Source organism: Nonomuraea sp. NPDC049152 (genome assembly GCF_040648355.1).
Taxonomy (GTDB): Bacteria; Actinomycetota; Actinomycetes; order Streptosporangiales; family Streptosporangiaceae; genus Nonomuraea.
In genome coordinates this window covers 232,150-246,209 of the sequence record NZ_JBEZDO010000013.1, presented here as the reverse complement: position 1 = coordinate 246,209, position 14,060 = coordinate 232,150, and the positions used below count along the sequence as shown (strand labels likewise).

Genomic DNA, 14,060 nt, shown 5'->3' with positions numbered 1-14,060 from the left:
GAGACGCCGATGAACGGTCTAGCATCGCCACCACCAGGGAAGATGGGGCAGATCGAGCCACCGAAACAGTCTCCCGCCGTCTCCTGAATGCGCGCTGGCAGCGCGCGGGGCTCGCCAACTCAAGCGCACATCCGCCGATTGAAGCGCTCCGTCACAGGGGGGGCAGACTGGAAGCTCGATCTTGCCGGTTAGCTCTGTGTCCAGCCACTGCGGATCCCGGCACCGCTCGTGCGCTCCGGTGATCACTGCTCTGTCGCCGTGTTGCTGCCCGATGACCGATACCGGGCCGGGCCCAAGCGCCTTGTCGCACGTCTGGCACGGGGCGGCCTCGGTGAGCCGGTTCTCCAGAGTGTCGATGGTCGGGGTACCCAGTTTGGCGACGACTTCGTCGCTGACTCGCAGATCCATGATCGGCGGCGCCACGTCTGGCCAACAGGAGGGGACCACAGTACGCCGCACTTTCGGCATTCTGAGCGCCTCAGGGCGGGCATGCTCAACGCCGAAGGACGCCGTCCGGGTGACTCCGACCAGCTCGCGCGATGGAACGGGAACGTACGTCAACAGCCTCACCTGTGAAGGACTTCGCCGTCACCGTTGAGCTGGATGAACGGGCTTAGCGCACGTTTCCGTTCCGCCACACTCTGACCCCCGTCTCGTGAAGCCGTGGCGAGCTGCTGGTGCTGGTGCTCTCGCGCTTGGCAGTCAGGATGGCTGAACTTCGTCGAAGAGGGCGAGGGCTTCGGTGGGGTCCGGGCTCACGAGGCGTTCCAGACCGGCCGTCGTGATCTTCGCCCACCTGCCGGCCCGTGCCCACATCTGTTCCTCGAAGGCGCGGACGGCCTCGTCCAGATCGCCAGGGCCGGGGGCTGCGGCGACGGACTCGGCGAGTTCGGCGCCTTCCAGCATCGCGAGGTTCGCGCCGACCCCCAATGGGGGCATCAGGTGGGCGGCGTCGCCCAGTAGCGTCACCCCGTGGACGTGGGCCCAGGTGTGGGACACGGGCAGGACGTAGAGGGGGCGGTGGACGAGAGCGGTGCCGTGGCGGAGGAGGTCGAGGACGGGAGCGGCCCAGCCGTCGAACAGAGCCAGCAGGCTTGATCGCACGGCCTCGACGTCGGCCAGGTCCAGGCCCGCGTCCATGCCTGCGTCCAGGCCCGCGCGCCGGTTCAGGCCCATGTGCCGGTCCAGGTTCGTGTGCCAGTCCAGCGGCGCGCGGAACTGGGCGTACACCTTGACGTGGCCGCCGCTGTTGCGCTGGGCGACGAGGGCGCGGTTCACGCCGTACACAGCCATGGAACCGTCGCCGATCAGCCGGGCGAGGTCGGGGTGGCGGGTGTCGACGTCGTCCAGGGAGGTCTCGACCAAGGTGACGCCGGTGTAGTGCGGCGTCGCGGACGAGATTGCCGGGCGAACCCGGGACCAGGCGCCGTCCGCGCCGATCACGAGGTCGAACGTCTCCTGTAGCCCGTCCGCGAAACGGACCAGCACGCCATCCCGGGTCCCCGGCACTACCTCCGTCACGCCCCGCCCCCACTGAACGTCGAGGGGGCCGAGCAGCAGGTCACGGAGTTGCCCCCGGTCGATCTCGGGGTTGGCCCGGTCACCCGGACGGGGTTGCCAGTCGCGGAGGACGGTCCCGTCCGCGTCCAGGATGCGCATGGCCTGCCCCTCGGGACGGGACAGCGCCTGGAACTTCGCCAGCAGCCCCGCCTTGCTCAGCGCGAGCTGGCCCATCCTTTCGTGTAGGTCGAGCGTGCCGCCCGGGGGACGGGCGTCGGGGGCGGGATCACGTTCGAGGATGGTGACGGGGTGACCGTGGCGGTGCAGGACGCAGGCGAAGGTGAGGCCGGCGGGGCCGCCCCCAATCACGGCGATACGATGTCTCATGGCGATACAGCGTATTTAATGACTACGATGTATCGCAACAGTACGATGTAACCATGACTGTGTGGGACCGGCCGGAGCCGCCGACTCGCCCCGTGCCGCTCGACCGGGAGCGAATCGTTGCCGCCGCCATCGCGCTGGCCGACGAGGGAGGGCTGGAGGCGGTGTCGTTGCGCAAGGTCGCCGCCAGGCTGGACGCCGGCCCGATGCGGCTGTACGGATACATCTCCACCAAGGAAGAGCTGTTCGACCTCATGGTGGACGAGGTCCACGCAGAGATCCTCCCCGAGGAGCAGCCCGGCGACTGGCGGGAGGTGTTGCGCATCCGCGCCCACCGCACCAGGCAGGCCACCCTCCGTCACGAATGGCTGGCCGACCTGCTCGGCGGCCGTCCGACCCTGGGCCCAAACGCCCTCGCCGTGACTGAGGCCACGCTGGCCGCCCTCGACGGCCTCGCCGACCTCGACACCGTCATGCGCGCCGTGGAGACTGTCAGTGCCTACTTCACTGGCGCGATCGGGCGCGAGATCGCGAACCTGCGGGCCGAGCGCGCCACGGGCCTGTCCAAGCGCGACTGGCAGCGCGCCTCCGGCCCGCATGTGAGGAGGATGCTGGCCACCGGCCGCTTCCCGGCGCTGGCCAAGGCCGTGTACGACGGCACGGAGGTGGACGCCGAGGCGTCCTTCGCGACCGGGCTGGACTGGGTCCTCGACGCCGTGGCCGCCAAACTCACCCGGCCGCCGGCGTGACGCTCAGGATTTCCAGGTGACATCCGTGGTACCGCATAACGCCGTCAGACTGCGCACCCACCTGCTCGACTGGTTCAGAGGCAAGCTCTGACCCCGGACGGCACCCCGAACAGGTTCGCGGTGGACATCACGTTGCCCGTGCGGCGCTCCAGGTCGGTCAGTGGGATTCGCTTGGCGAAGACCGATACGCCATCGATGGCTAACAGCACCGAGGTACCACCGATCCCCGAGCCCAGAATCTGCGCCTGCTCCAGTGACTCGCCGAGCTGCCGGTCGCTGTGCAACGCCAACGCGCTCGCGACATCGCTGTATCTGCTGACACGCTCACTTTGAGACATGTCCAACCGTGTGTCTTGCAGTTCCAATGGCAGGCACCCCTCTGATCAACTTCGCGTTCGAGACGCTACACCCGTAGGGGATGGGCCTTTCCGGTTCATTCCGCGGCGCGGCGATGACCTCGTTACTGGCGCACAGCACCCCGCGGGAGATCTCGGTCGCGGCGGGCGGCCTCGCGTAACGGTTCGCGCTGCTGGATCGGGTCGGCGTGGTGGAGGCGTCGGCGCTGCTGGACGTCTTCTGCGGAACTCGGTGGCGTTGTCCACATGGATCTCGTACGGCTTGCCGCACAGCGCTCGAGCAAGCCCATGGCGAGAATCTGGAACCCCGGCACGGACTCGCCCGCCGGGGAGGATGACGGTTGAGCACCATTCCAGCTACTGGCAGCTGGCTGCCGCTAGGAACAGCCCACCAGGATCAGCGCCGCGGTCAAGAGGAGTGAGACGAGCGAGGTCCACCCTCCCGCACAGAGCGCTGCGGCCAGGGCGAACGGGACCGCGCTCAGCACCGACCACCACAGCTGGTCCGTCGTGGATAGCCCCAGCTTGCCAAGCGCCGAGGCTCCAGCGACCCAGCCGATCACCCCCAGAATCAAGACCGCGCCCGCCCACAACGCCCTACCGCCCGTGGTCGCCGTCATCGGCGAACCGCCTGGTGTCATGAGCGCCACGACATACAACACGGCCATCGCGAAGAGCACGGCGAAGACCAAGACGATCGGGCCCAGCCCGAGAACGAAGACAGCGACGACATACAAGCCGGGGCCAAGCAGCGAACCTACGAGCCCAACTCCGATGATCTGACCAGCGGTCAGGGCAGCGGCAGGTCGACGCGGCGTCCGAGGCCAAACTCCTCGGCCGCATCATCGCTGACCATGGCGAAGGATCCAGCAGGAACCCCCTCCAGAGCCGCTACGCGGGAGGCGACGGCCAGCAGGGCGGCCTCGTCGGCGCCGGTGATGAAGAAGACGTAGACGTCCCCGAACTCCTCGCCGTCATCGAAGACCTCGGCCCGGACTTCCTCCTCCATCCGGACGAGGAAGTCCTCGATCTGCTCGATCCAGGGGAACGGATAGTCGGTTGCGGCCAGACCTGGCGTCTCCTGCAGGGGGACGTGGATCTCGACGACGGTGGCAGCCATGCGGTCCATCGTGTCAGTAGCCGGCGAAGTCGATGAACGCGACACCGAGCGGCCGCCCTGAGGCTGTCCGATAGGGGAACGCTCACGGAGACACCCGCGACCATCGGTTCGGACCCAGCACGAGATCGGCACCCGGGAGCGGATCGTCCGGACGACCTCTCGCCTGATGCAGCGGCAGGGGTACGAGGCGACGGGCCTCAAGCAGATCTCCCAGGAGGCCCAGGCCACACTGGGCTCGGTCTACCACTTCTTCCCGGGCGGGAAGCGGGAGCTGGCGGTCGAGGCGGTTCGCCACGGGGACCAAGAGTTCGCGGAATTCTTGCGCACGGCGTTCGACCAGGAGGACGATCCGGCCGCGGCGATCGTCGCCTGCACTCGCGACCTGGCGAAGGGGCTGCGCGAGTCCGGCTGGCTGGACGGCTGTCCCGTCACCACCACGGCGTTGGAGAGCGCAGGCCGGGTGCCCGAGATCCAGCAGGCCGCGGGGAACGTCTACGAGAACTGGCGCGCGCTGGTCCGCGACAAGCTCAGCCGTGCCGGCTTCGCCGACGACGTGGCGCACGATCTCGCCCACAGCGTGATCAACATGCTGGAGGGCGCGGAGCTGTCGGCACAGGTGTCCCAGAGCGAGGCGCCACTGGAGATCGCCGGCAGGCACCTCGCCCGGCTCATCGACTCCTACCGATGAGCCGAACCGGCCCGGCCGGTCCCTCGGGCGCGGCCTTGCCGGACGCTTCGTCCGGCTCGCCCTCGCCAGGCTTACGAGTGTCGCGCCGGCATTCTGAGCACCTCGGTGAGAGCTGAGATGCTGTGGTCGCCGTGGCCTGCCTCGGCCGCCCGCCTCACCAGGTCGTTCAGCGGGGCGAGCCAGGTCGTGTCGACGTTCGTCTCCCTGGCCAGGTCCTCGTCGTGGGCCGCCCCGGCCAGGAAGAGGTTCACCGAGGAGGCGGCGTCGGTGTAGTCGCCGCTGTCGATCTCCTTGGCATAGACCGGCAGCAGGGACTTGATCATGTCCAGCCACTTGCCGGCGAACCGCACCATGGAGGCTGCCTCAAGCCCGCGCGCCTGGACGGCGGCGGCGCCTTGGAAGAAGCCGACGAGTGCGGGCAGCAGCATGGCGCCCACCGCCATCTCGTACAGGGCGGCGAGGTCGCTCTCGTCGCCGAGGTGGACGGTGTCGCCACCCAGCACCTTCAGGGTCGTCTCGAACTCTTCGAAGACGGTCTTGTCGCCGCTGTAGTACAGCAGGGTGTCCGGCAACCCCACCGCCGAGGGAACGTTCTTGACCGCCCCGGCCAGGAACCGGGCGCCATGACCGATGGCCCAGGCGGCCGTCTCGCGAGCGTCGGCCGGGGACCCGCTGTTGAGGGTGACCAGGGCCCGCCCGCGCAGCGACGTGGCGGTGGACCGCAGCGCCGACCGGGTGTCGTCGAAGGTGGTCAGGCAGGTGATGACCAGGGGACTCGCCGCCACCGCGTCCTCGATGGCCTCCGCATGCTCAGCGCCCATGGCGATGAGGGGGGCGGCCTTGGCGGCGGTCCTGTTCCAGACGGTGGTCGGGTGTCCGGCCTTGATGAAGGCCTCGGCCAGTGCCCTGCCCATCGAGCCCAGGCCGATGACGGTCACCGATGTCGCGTTCTTCCCAGTCATATGCATACTCCAGCCACAGAGATAAGGAGGTAAGCGCGCTGCCTTGAAGACCGGTCGTGGTCGTAGCGCGGCGCCTGGTCCATGCTGGCTGGAGCACAGACATCCCTTCAAGTACCTACAATTTTGCCGGGTACTGACAGAAATGTAAGTATAGGTCGATGAAGGAGATCAAGAAGCGGACGTTCACCTGCGGTCTCGACGCTGCCATCGCCGTCATGGGAGGCAAGTGGAAGGGACTGATCCTGTTCGCGCTCCAGGATGGTCCCTTGCGCTTCGGGGAGTTGCGGCGCGCGGTCCCCGGCATCAGCGAGCGGGTGTTGATCCTGCAGCTGCGGGAGATGGAGACCACCGGGCTGCTGCATCGCGAGGTCTATCACCAGGTCCCACCGAAGGTGGAGTACTCGCTCACCGAGTTCGGTCACTCGCTCAACACCGCGATGGCGCCGCTTGGGGAGTGGGGCGAGGAGCACATCGAGCGCATCGAGGCCATCGCGTGGGACCAGGCGGGGTGAACTGGCGCGGATGGATCGGCAGGCCTCATCACCGCCTGTCTACACACCCCTGCCGCCGCAGCCGGCACCGCCGCGCACCTGGCCTACCGGCTCGGCGAGACGATCAGGGTCTCTTAGCCCCGTTCCAGTGGCTCAACGTGTCCGAGAGCGAGGGCGGCGGCCCGCTGGGTGTGATCTTCAGCGTGGCCTTCTTTCGCGGGCTCGACCCGGCGGAGGTGGTGCTCCGCTTCAGCCGCGGCGAGGACTCCGGCCAGGAGTCGGACTTCGGCGGACTCGACGACAAGGCATTCGAGTTCGTCGGGGAGACGGATGGCGGGGATGGCGGCGGCCATGTGGGTGTCTTCCGGGCCGGCGAGTGGTGCGTGGCCATCGAGCCCTACGGCTGGATGGTCACGAGCCACAAGGTGGTGACCGAGCTGTCGCGGGGCTGTGAGGCGCTGGCGGTCACCCGGCACGACTACGCCGCCGAGCGCAGCTTCGAATACGCGATCGACAGCACGACCGTGACCGGCTATCGGCTGCGGCCTGGTAAGTAGCTTCATGTCAGCCCGCGCCAGACCCGTTGGGGGGCAGACCAAGTAAGCCGGAAAGGGCTAATAGGCTGGGTCAGATGCCATTGCAGGATCATCGCGATCTGGATCATGGCTACGGAGCTGACTCGCCGGGTCTCGTAGTCGCGGACCAGACGGCGATGAAGCATGAACCAGCCCAGGGTGCGCTCGGCGACCCAGCGACGGGGCGGCGTTCCGCACTGAGGCAGAAGAACTCCACCGTGGTTGTTGGCGTTGAGGGCTGATCCGCGGGTCAGCGAGGTTAGAGCCCTTGGCGGAGGGCGCGTACTCGGCGCGGACGGGTTCGCCGGCCGCGCGGCGCCCGGACTCCACCTGGTTGTCGGCGAAGATCTACACCCACCCCGAGCGGATCACCGAACTCACCACCGAGCACCTGCCCACGGTGCCGGTCGCGCTCGACCCCGCGCCCAGCCTGCTGGTGGGCGCCAAGCGGTAAATTGGTGCAATGAACGTGGCGCCAATGATATCCGTGGTTTTGGGCGCCGTCCTCGCACTCGTCGGCGGCATAGCCACCGAGCTGTGGAAGCAGCGTAAGGCTGCGCGAGCCGCGGCTCGGCTCGTGTGGCTAGAGCTCATCCTCGCCCGCAGCGCACTGCTCGGGGCGGTGGCCCTAGGCCAGTGGCCAGACGACTTCCCCTTCTCGGACGACGTATGGATGGCGCAACGCGACCGGCTGGCTCTCGGCTGGGACACGAAGGCCTTCCGCGACGTGCAGACGGCCTACCTGCAGCTCCACGCGATCGTGACCACGCCACCCGCGGAACGGGGTGATACCGCGCTCTTCTGGCCGGCACTCGTCACGGTCGACCGGGCTGCTGAGGCGGTTGGCAAGGAAGCGCGCGTGGATAAGAGGGAGCTCGATCAGTTCCGGCGGCCGCTCGCCGAACGTCTCGAAGAGACCCGCACCTTCGTCGAGCAGGTGCTGGCAGCGGGCCCCGAGGGCATGTCGGACACCTTCAACGAAGAGGACTTCCAGCGGAACGCGGCCGGCATCCTGTTCCACAGCAAGGAACTGGTCGCCTGGCTCTGGCCGCGCTCGAAGGCGTTGGACCAGTTCCCACCGGAGCTCCGGGCCCGAGCTGCCGAGGCGATCGCCCATCAGGAACACACCGCGCCGCCCTGGACAAGGAGGCAGACGAAGTAAGCCGGAAAGGGGCAACGGCCGGTGCGACGCGGCCCGTTGCGCCGTTCGGAGAGGGCGGGTTTCGGCGCTCTGCTGCCGAACGGTCCACGAGACCGAATCAGCGAGAGAACCAGTGTGGAGGCGTTGACCTGGGATGATGCCGCTGGGTGACCGGACAGAGTTTGTGTTGTGCACTGTGCGGTATCGGTCGGTCCGGGTGCCCAGCGGCGCCGGACGTCCGGCTGGACCGTCGAGAAATCTGCCGGGGCTCTGACCTGCGGCCTGCCCCTTTCCGATTTACTTGGTCGCCCCCCGTTGGCCCACACCAAGATCGCGAGTGTGGGTTCTGGGCGTATGTGGGCCGACCCCCAGTCGACAAGTAACCCGTCAGTAGCTTCCTGCGTGCTTGTTACTGCTCGGGGCTGAGCGTCCGGCGCCAGGCATCCGTATCGGCTTACCTGGGCTCGACCCCGTCACGGGTGGCACAACGGGGAGTTCCTGCGCGGGTGGTGTCGCGTGAGGATGGGCGTCCCGGGACGCGACGCGCCCGGCGCCTTCTCGACTACCTTTTGGAGAGCCTGTGCCCCAGCCCGCGAGACTGATCTGGGCCAACAACCGGGACAACCAGGCCGGCGTCACGCTCACCGGGACCGGCCACCGCGTCGGGCGCACCTACCGGACAACAGTCCTTATCAGGTAGGTGCTGCCAATTCTCAGCAGACTTTGCCTGGCCGCGACCAGGGGAAAGACCGGTTCATGATCCACTGAATGTGGGTTTTGGCCTTACGTGGGCTGGACCCCAGGGAGGCTCGGTGAAGTAGCGGTACTCCGCCTTCGGGAGCGCCACCGGTCCCTCCTCGACCCACTTGCCGAGCGGCCGCTCCCGCATGCGGCGCTCGATCTCCTCCCGAAGGCGGGTGTCTTCCCACGTCTGCCGGTGCAGGTTCGGCTCTGTTCAGGTGATGACGGTGTCGTGGGCGGCGAGCACTGCCGCGGTGATCTCGTGGACCAAGACCGGTCCCAGACCACGGTGCTGCGCTGGTACACGACGCGCGTGGAGGCCTACATAACCGCCCGCCACGTGAGCGGGTCGCGGCCGCCGCCCGTCTCGTATATTCCCAACCTCCTGGTGGGGACGGCTTCGCCTGGTAGCTCTACTTCTTCGACGCGCCAGTGCTGGTAGGTCAGCAGGGGTGTTGTAGCACAGCGTGTTTGGCTTTCGGCGGCGTCGGTTCAGACCGAGTCTACATAGATGCCAGAAACGCCCATTCCCCAGCGCTCGCGAGATTCGAGCGTATGCCCTTCAGTCCGCTGGCCGGCGCCATTTGTATGCAGGGCCGGAATGTTCTGTCTCATGATCGGTTCCCTTCTGTTCCTGATCGTCGACGCACTTCGCCTGTGTACCGCGAGTCGGGTTGGCGATCGGGCCTCGCCTTGATGTCAGAAGGACATCCGGCGCGCCGGCGCGCGCGCCTTCGAGAAGGTAGGCGGTCCGGATCGCGGCTGCCAGGTAGTTGAGCTCAACTCCCCGCTCCTTGCGCGAACGACGTCCGCGGCCACGCAAATTGGACGTTCTTCTTCACGCGGGGCCAGATACACCCGCCCACCTCAGCTTCGCTTCGCTCTGGGCTTCCAGGGCCGTTCGCTGACCTGCAGGCGGGGCGGCGGCCGCCCCCTCGAGATCACCGATGCAACTGGCCGTAACTCTACGATTACCAAATGCGAGGTAGCGCGATGGTGAGGAGTCCCTCACCAGGGAATTCGCATTACCTGTCATACAGCCGAGCAGGACGTGTGTTCGCCTAGCTCACCGCTCGCTCGCTTCAAACCAACTTCCGACGCATTACTGCCAAATATCGAGCGGCGCCAGGCTAACCTCTTCGCTCGATGTCTCTTCGATTAAACTTTCACCGGGATGTGCTGTTCGTTTCCCGCGTTGCATTTCGTCCTCTGACGAAAGGTCCTTTCGTGACCCTCCGCCCGGACAACTACTACGAGCTCGCTGTCGGACTCGTCACTTTCCTCGTCACCCTGTTCGTCGTCGGCAAACTGCTCATACCGCGCTTGCAGAAGACGCTAGCCGAGCGGGTCGACGCGATTGAGGGCGGCATCATGAGGGCAGAGGAGGCCCAAGCCAAGGCCCGGAATCTGGAGCGACCACGAGCAACTGGAAGAAGCCCGGCGCGACGCGGCGCGGCTGCGGGAGGAGGCCCGTGAGCAGGGCGCACAGATCAGGGCTGAGTTGCGCGCGCAGGCGCAGGCCGCGGCTCGCCACCTCATCGCGACGGCGCACGCCCAGATCGAGGCCGACAGACAGGCGGCGTTCGCCCAAATCCGCACGGAGATCGGCCGTCTGTCGACCGACCTGGCGGGCCGCATCATTGGGGAGTCACTGGAGGAGGACGTACGGCAAACCGGCATCGTCGCGCGATTCCTGGACGAGCTGGAGAACCGAACGGTTTCGTGAGGTAACGGGCCGACGGCGATGGCCCGCTGGCCTGCCCGGTCGGCGGGTCAATCAACGGCCGGGACGGTCCCCGGTTCCTGCGTGGGAAGCGCGCTGGCGGCGGGCGACGCGCTGACGGCCCGGACGTGCCGGAGTCCGACGATTGCGAGGATGGCCAGGCCCAGGAACAGCACGGCCGCGATGAGCGCGACCACGTTGAGCCCGCTGGTGAACGCATCCCTGACCGAGGTCAGCAGGTCAGCCCCGGCCTGGCCGGAGACCTGCCGGGCGGCCGGAACCGCGCTGGCGATGCTCTCGCGGGCCGCGCCGGCCGCGCCGGCTGGGACCCCGGCGGGGACCGTCACCTCGGCGCGGTAGACGACGGTACCGATGAGCCCCAGGATCGCCACCCCGAGCGCCGTACCGAGCTCGCCGAGAGTGCCGGACAACGACCCGGCCGACCCGGCCTTCTCCGGCGGCGCGGACGACATGATCAGGGTGGCGCTCAGAATGCCGACGGCGCCACCGCCGACGAAGGCAATGGTGAGCCCGGTGAGCAGGGTCGCCAGGCCGGTGGGGCTGTTCGTTACCTGCGTGATCACCAGCATGCCGATCGCCGCGAGCACTGCCCCGGCGGCGAGCACGTAGGCGGGGCGGACCTTACGCGCGGTCGCGGCGGCCAGGTTGCCCACGACGATCATCGCAATGGCCGGGGCCAGCATCCACAACGCGACCCGGAACGGCATGAGCCCTTGGACCATCTGCAAGAACAGGGTGGCCATCAGGGTGGTCCCACCCGAGAAGAGAGGGGCGCATAGGGCGAGTAGCGCCGCGGTGGCCAACGCACGGCTGTTGAACAGGCTCAGGTCCAGCAATGGACTGCTCAGCTTCCGCTGGCGCTGTACGAACACCAGCATGAGGACCAGGCCGGCGACGATCGCGGCGATCGGCGGCACGTCCCAGCCGGTCCTGGCCGCTTCCTTGAGTCCGTAGATGATCGGCAGGATGGTCGCCAGGGACAGCACCACACTGATCGCGTCCAGCCGGCCCGCGCTCGGATTACGGGACTCGGGCACCAGGAACGGGCCCGCGAGCAGCAGCATCGCCATGATCGGTACGCCCATGAGGAAGATCGAACCCCACCCGAAGGCTCCCAGCAGCAATCCGCCGACCACCGGGCCGAGCACGATGCCCGCCATCAGGGACGTTCCCCACATGCCCATGGCGGCCACCATCTGCCTGGGGTCCCTGAACATGGTGCGGATCAGCGCCAGGACCGAGGGCGTCACCGCGGCGCCGGCGATCCCCAGCAGAGCGCGGGAACCGAGCAGCATCGTGGTGGAGGTCGAGTAGGCGGCCAGTAACGACGCGACGATGAACGCCGTCGCGCCCAACAGCAATAATCGCCGCCGGCCGATGAGGTCGCCCAGCATGCCCATCGTGATCAGGAACCCACTGACCATGAAGCCGTAGATATCCGTGATCCACAGCTGCTCGATACTGTTGGCCCCGAGGTCCGCGGTCACCTGCGGCAGCGCCAGGAACATCACATTGATGTCCACGGCCGCCAGCATGGTGGGCAGGCACAGTACTGCCAGCCCGAACCACTGCCGTGGCCCGGCCTTGGGGGAAATGTCGACTGTAGTCAATCTCTTGGTCCTCTCACTGTGGCAGCGCTGTCGGGTCGTACTGTCGCGGCGGCGCAGCACTGAGCTGCGACCCGTACGGCGCAGCTCAGTGCTGCGCCGCCATGGGGCGACTCGTCTCGTCACATGGGCGTCCACCGGGGCTGGTTGCATTCATCGGCCGCCGGCGATGCTCGCGAGGGGCGTATGCGTGCCGGCGTCCACGAGCACGTACACGATGATCTGCGCGCCGGCGACCGGGCGCGGAGCGACGGAGCCGACGGGCCGGCGGTGGCGCGGGGCGGCGGCGGGTTGGCAGCGGCGGAATCACGATCGTCACCACCGGCGAACGGCTCGCGTGCCCGCGAATCGGCAGGGCGCCTCGGTGTGGCCAGTGCGCTCGCGGTGTCCGACCAGTGGGTTCAGCTGGGGTCGCGTCCGAGAAGACCAAGCAACCGGTCCTGAGCCGGAGCGTCCTCGGAGACCTTCACCTCCGGGCCGCACACGCCGTGCGCCCGCAATGTCTCCTCCCCGAGCGCCATGAACACCCCGTGCCAAACCTTCCAGACCCGATCGATCTCAGCCGGGTCGATCCTGTCGTCCTGCCCGACGGCCCGGGCGAGGTCCCACCCGTGGATGACGAGGTCGGCGCTGATGACCTGGTCGATGTGCTGCTCGACCGTCAGGCGGCCGACGGGGGTGTCGTCCTCGGTCCTGGCGAGCTCGGGATCGTCGAGCACGGCCTCGACGTCGGCGCGGGCGGATCTGAAGGCGACCAGCGGGTCGTCCTCCACCGTCGGCGCCGGGCTGAGCCCGCGGCCGAGGGGACGCAGCATCACGCCGTGCATGTCGATGACGTGGCGCACCACGTCTCGGGCGCTCCACTCCTCGCACGGGGACTGGTTGGACCACTGGTCGGGCCGCACGCCGGCGACCTTGCGTTCGAAGGCGTCGGCGCGGGTCCGGTAGCGGCCGGCGATCGTGTTCATGGCGCCACCGTCCGCGCCATCGCGGCAAGCAGCTCGGTGAGCCGATCGTAGCTCTCGGCAATGCCGCGTTCCGCGCCGGAGTTGATCACGGCGTCGCGGATCTGCCTCGAGGGGTAGCGCATGGTGCTCGTCAGCGTGGTCTTGTTGTCACGCTCGACCAGGATGATGGTCGCCAGTGATTCCCGGCCCGCTTCCGCATCGCAGTGGTCGTTGGCCTCGGTGCGGACCAGACGCTCGGGGGCGACGATCTCGCGGTAGACGCCGTGCAGATGCATCTCGGTGCCGTCGGGGCGGCGCAACACGTAGCGCCAGGTCCCGCCCACGCGCAGGTCGACCTCGCACACCACCAGCTCGTAGCCGTGGGGGCCGAACCAGCGGCGCAGCAGCTCCGGCTTGGTCCACGCGTCGAAGACGAGGCGGCGCGGCGCGTCGAACACCCGGGTCAGCACGATCTCGCGCTCGGTGGGGGTGGTCACCATCAGCGTGCCGCTGCTGTGATTCACGGGCGATCTCCTGGTTCCTCATCGCTTGCGGTCATGTCTCTCTCCTCCATGGACTTCAGCTCGTCGATCAGGCCGTCGAGACGCTCGAAGCTCTCGCTCCAGAAGCGCCGGTACCCCTCAAGCCACTCGGTGGCGTCGCGGAGTGGCCGGGCCTCGAGGCGGCAGGGACGTCGTTGCGCGTCGCGACCGCGTGACACCAAACCTGCCCGCTCCAGCACTTTGAGGTGCTTGGAGATGGCGGGCTGGGTCATCGCGAAAGGCTCGGCCAGCTCCATCACCGAGGCCTCGCCCCCGGCCAGCCGGGCGAGGATCGCGCGGCGTGTCGGGTCAGCGAGCGCGGCGAACGTCACGTCCAGGCGAGCGGGCGCGACAGTCTCATTGGCACTCAGTTTGATCACTCCTTGGTTATATAACTGTTTGGAAATATATGGGCCCACGTTGCTCGCTGTCAAGGGTGATGACCGCCCGTACAAGCGGTCGCTGACCCGCGCGACCCGGTCCCACCGTCGGGCCGTTCCCTCATCCCGGCAC

The 14,060-nt window shown here is 67.8% G+C and carries 15 protein-coding genes and 2 pseudogenes; 7 read left to right on the top strand and 10 right to left on the bottom strand.

Translation table 11 applies throughout. The annotated features are described in order from the left end of the window. Window positions 1–702: 702 nt before the first annotated feature. Window positions 703–1,887, bottom strand: coding sequence for an NAD(P)/FAD-dependent oxidoreductase (locus tag AB0B45_RS24720; RefSeq protein WP_358134516.1), 1,185 nt, complete (start codon window positions 1,885–1,887; stop codon window positions 703–705). A gap of 53 nt (window positions 1,888–1,940) precedes the next feature. Here AB0B45_RS24720 and AB0B45_RS24715 point away from each other — a divergent pair, with 53 nt between their 5' ends. Beyond that, entirely contained in the window at window positions 1,941–2,633 is a 693-nt protein-coding gene (locus AB0B45_RS24715; RefSeq protein WP_358134513.1) for a TetR/AcrR family transcriptional regulator C-terminal domain-containing protein, read from the top strand. Window positions 2,634–2,707: 74 nt separating this feature from the next. Here AB0B45_RS24715 and AB0B45_RS24710 read toward each other — a convergent pair whose 3' ends face one another. The 3 genes from AB0B45_RS24710 to AB0B45_RS24700 all read right to left on the bottom strand — a co-directional run bounded on the left by AB0B45_RS24710 (window position 2,708) and on the right by AB0B45_RS24700 (window position 4,109). After that, the gene (locus AB0B45_RS24710; protein WP_358134510.1) at window positions 2,708–2,998 is read right to left on the bottom strand and encodes a hypothetical protein; all 291 of its coding nucleotides are present in this window, start codon (window positions 2,996–2,998) and stop codon (window positions 2,708–2,710) included. Window positions 2,999–3,366: 368 nt separating this feature from the next. Next, a complete protein-coding gene (locus AB0B45_RS24705) occupies window positions 3,367–3,726 on the bottom strand; it encodes a hypothetical protein (RefSeq protein WP_358134507.1) in 360 nt (119 codons plus the stop codon). 53 nt (window positions 3,727–3,779) lie between these two features. Further along, window positions 3,780–4,109: a hypothetical protein gene (locus tag AB0B45_RS24700; RefSeq protein WP_358134504.1), complete on the bottom strand. Its 330-nt coding sequence runs from the start codon at window positions 4,107–4,109 to the stop codon at window positions 3,780–3,782. Between the two features lie 70 nt (window positions 4,110–4,179). Between AB0B45_RS24700 and AB0B45_RS24695 the strand changes: the two genes are divergently transcribed. Continuing rightward, a complete protein-coding gene (locus tag AB0B45_RS24695; protein ID WP_358134538.1) occupies window positions 4,180–4,797 on the top strand; it encodes a TetR/AcrR family transcriptional regulator in 618 nt (205 codons plus the stop codon). A 71-nt stretch (window positions 4,798–4,868) separates the two neighbouring features. On the opposite strand, the gene AB0B45_RS24690 is transcribed toward AB0B45_RS24695, so the two are convergent. Beyond that, window positions 4,869–5,759, bottom strand: a complete 891-nt coding sequence (locus AB0B45_RS24690; RefSeq protein WP_358134502.1) for an NAD(P)-binding domain-containing protein — start codon at window positions 5,757–5,759, stop codon at window positions 4,869–4,871. A gap of 158 nt (window positions 5,760–5,917) precedes the next feature. Here AB0B45_RS24690 and AB0B45_RS24685 point away from each other — a divergent pair, with 158 nt between their 5' ends. Both AB0B45_RS24685 and AB0B45_RS24680 read left to right on the top strand, forming a co-directional pair. Continuing rightward, on the top strand, window positions 5,918–6,271 hold the full coding sequence (locus AB0B45_RS24685) for a helix-turn-helix domain-containing protein (RefSeq protein WP_358134500.1): 354 nt from the start codon (window positions 5,918–5,920) through the stop codon (window positions 6,269–6,271). Window positions 6,272–6,408: 137 nt separating this feature from the next. Beyond that, window positions 6,409–6,807, top strand: a complete 399-nt coding sequence (locus AB0B45_RS24680; RefSeq protein ID WP_358134498.1) for a DUF6461 domain-containing protein — start codon at window positions 6,409–6,411, stop codon at window positions 6,805–6,807. A 2-nt stretch (window positions 6,808–6,809) separates the two neighbouring features. Here the strand turns inward: AB0B45_RS24680 and AB0B45_RS24675 are convergent. Further along, window positions 6,810–7,007 (bottom strand): annotated as a pseudogene (locus tag AB0B45_RS24675) (hypothetical protein); the annotation flags it as partial. Window positions 7,008–7,093: 86 nt separating this feature from the next. Here AB0B45_RS24675 and AB0B45_RS24670 point away from each other — a divergent pair. The 3 genes and pseudogenes from AB0B45_RS24670 (at window position 7,094) to AB0B45_RS24660 (ending at window position 10,433) form a co-directional block, all read left to right on the top strand. Then, window positions 7,094–7,279: a hypothetical protein gene (locus AB0B45_RS24670; protein ID WP_358134496.1), complete on the top strand. Its 186-nt coding sequence runs from the start codon at window positions 7,094–7,096 to the stop codon at window positions 7,277–7,279. 9 nt (window positions 7,280–7,288) lie between these two features. Further along, complete coding sequence (locus AB0B45_RS24665) at window positions 7,289–7,987, top strand: hypothetical protein (protein WP_358134493.1); 699 nt, start codon at window positions 7,289–7,291, stop codon at window positions 7,985–7,987. 1,929 nt (window positions 7,988–9,916) lie between these two features. Beyond that, window positions 9,917–10,433 (top strand): annotated as a pseudogene (locus AB0B45_RS24660) (F0F1 ATP synthase subunit B). A gap of 47 nt (window positions 10,434–10,480) precedes the next feature. Here the strand turns inward: AB0B45_RS24660 and AB0B45_RS24655 are convergent. The 4 genes from AB0B45_RS24655 to AB0B45_RS24640 all read right to left on the bottom strand — a co-directional run bounded on the left by AB0B45_RS24655 (window position 10,481) and on the right by AB0B45_RS24640 (window position 13,879). Continuing rightward, the gene (locus AB0B45_RS24655) at window positions 10,481–12,061 is read right to left on the bottom strand and encodes an MFS transporter (RefSeq protein WP_358134490.1); all 1,581 of its coding nucleotides are present in this window, start codon (window positions 12,059–12,061) and stop codon (window positions 10,481–10,483) included. A 398-nt stretch (window positions 12,062–12,459) separates the two neighbouring features. After that, window positions 12,460–13,026, bottom strand: a complete 567-nt coding sequence (locus AB0B45_RS24650; RefSeq protein WP_358134488.1) for a TIGR03086 family metal-binding protein — start codon at window positions 13,024–13,026, stop codon at window positions 12,460–12,462. Beyond that, window positions 13,023–13,529 (bottom strand): SRPBCC family protein, encoded by a 507-nt coding sequence (locus AB0B45_RS24645; protein ID WP_358134486.1) that lies wholly within the window; start codon window positions 13,527–13,529, stop codon window positions 13,023–13,025. Before AB0B45_RS24645 ends, AB0B45_RS24650 begins: the two co-directional genes overlap by 4 nt. Continuing rightward, on the bottom strand, window positions 13,526–13,879 hold the full coding sequence (locus AB0B45_RS24640) for a metalloregulator ArsR/SmtB family transcription factor (RefSeq protein ID WP_358134483.1): 354 nt from the start codon (window positions 13,877–13,879) through the stop codon (window positions 13,526–13,528). Before AB0B45_RS24640 ends, AB0B45_RS24645 begins: the two co-directional genes overlap by 4 nt. Window positions 13,880–14,060 lie beyond the last annotated feature (181 nt).

Coding starts and splice junctions, on each gene's coding strand:
- AB0B45_RS24720 (WP_358134516.1), bottom strand. CDS start 1,887: ATGAGACATCGTATCGCCGTGATTGGGGGCGGCCCCGCCGGCCTCACC.
- AB0B45_RS24715 (WP_358134513.1), top strand. CDS start 1,941: ATGACTGTGTGGGACCGGCCGGAGCCGCCGACTCGCCCCGTGCCGCTC.
- AB0B45_RS24700 (WP_358134504.1), bottom strand. CDS start 4,109: ATGGCTGCCACCGTCGTCGAGATCCACGTCCCCCTGCAGGAGACGCCA.
- AB0B45_RS24690 (WP_358134502.1), bottom strand. CDS start 5,759: ATGACTGGGAAGAACGCGACATCGGTGACCGTCATCGGCCTGGGCTCG.
- AB0B45_RS24685 (WP_358134500.1), top strand. CDS start 5,918: ATGAAGGAGATCAAGAAGCGGACGTTCACCTGCGGTCTCGACGCTGCC.
- AB0B45_RS24665 (WP_358134493.1), top strand. CDS start 7,289: ATGAACGTGGCGCCAATGATATCCGTGGTTTTGGGCGCCGTCCTCGCA.
- AB0B45_RS24650 (WP_358134488.1), bottom strand. CDS start 13,026: ATGAACACGATCGCCGGCCGCTACCGGACCCGCGCCGACGCCTTCGAA.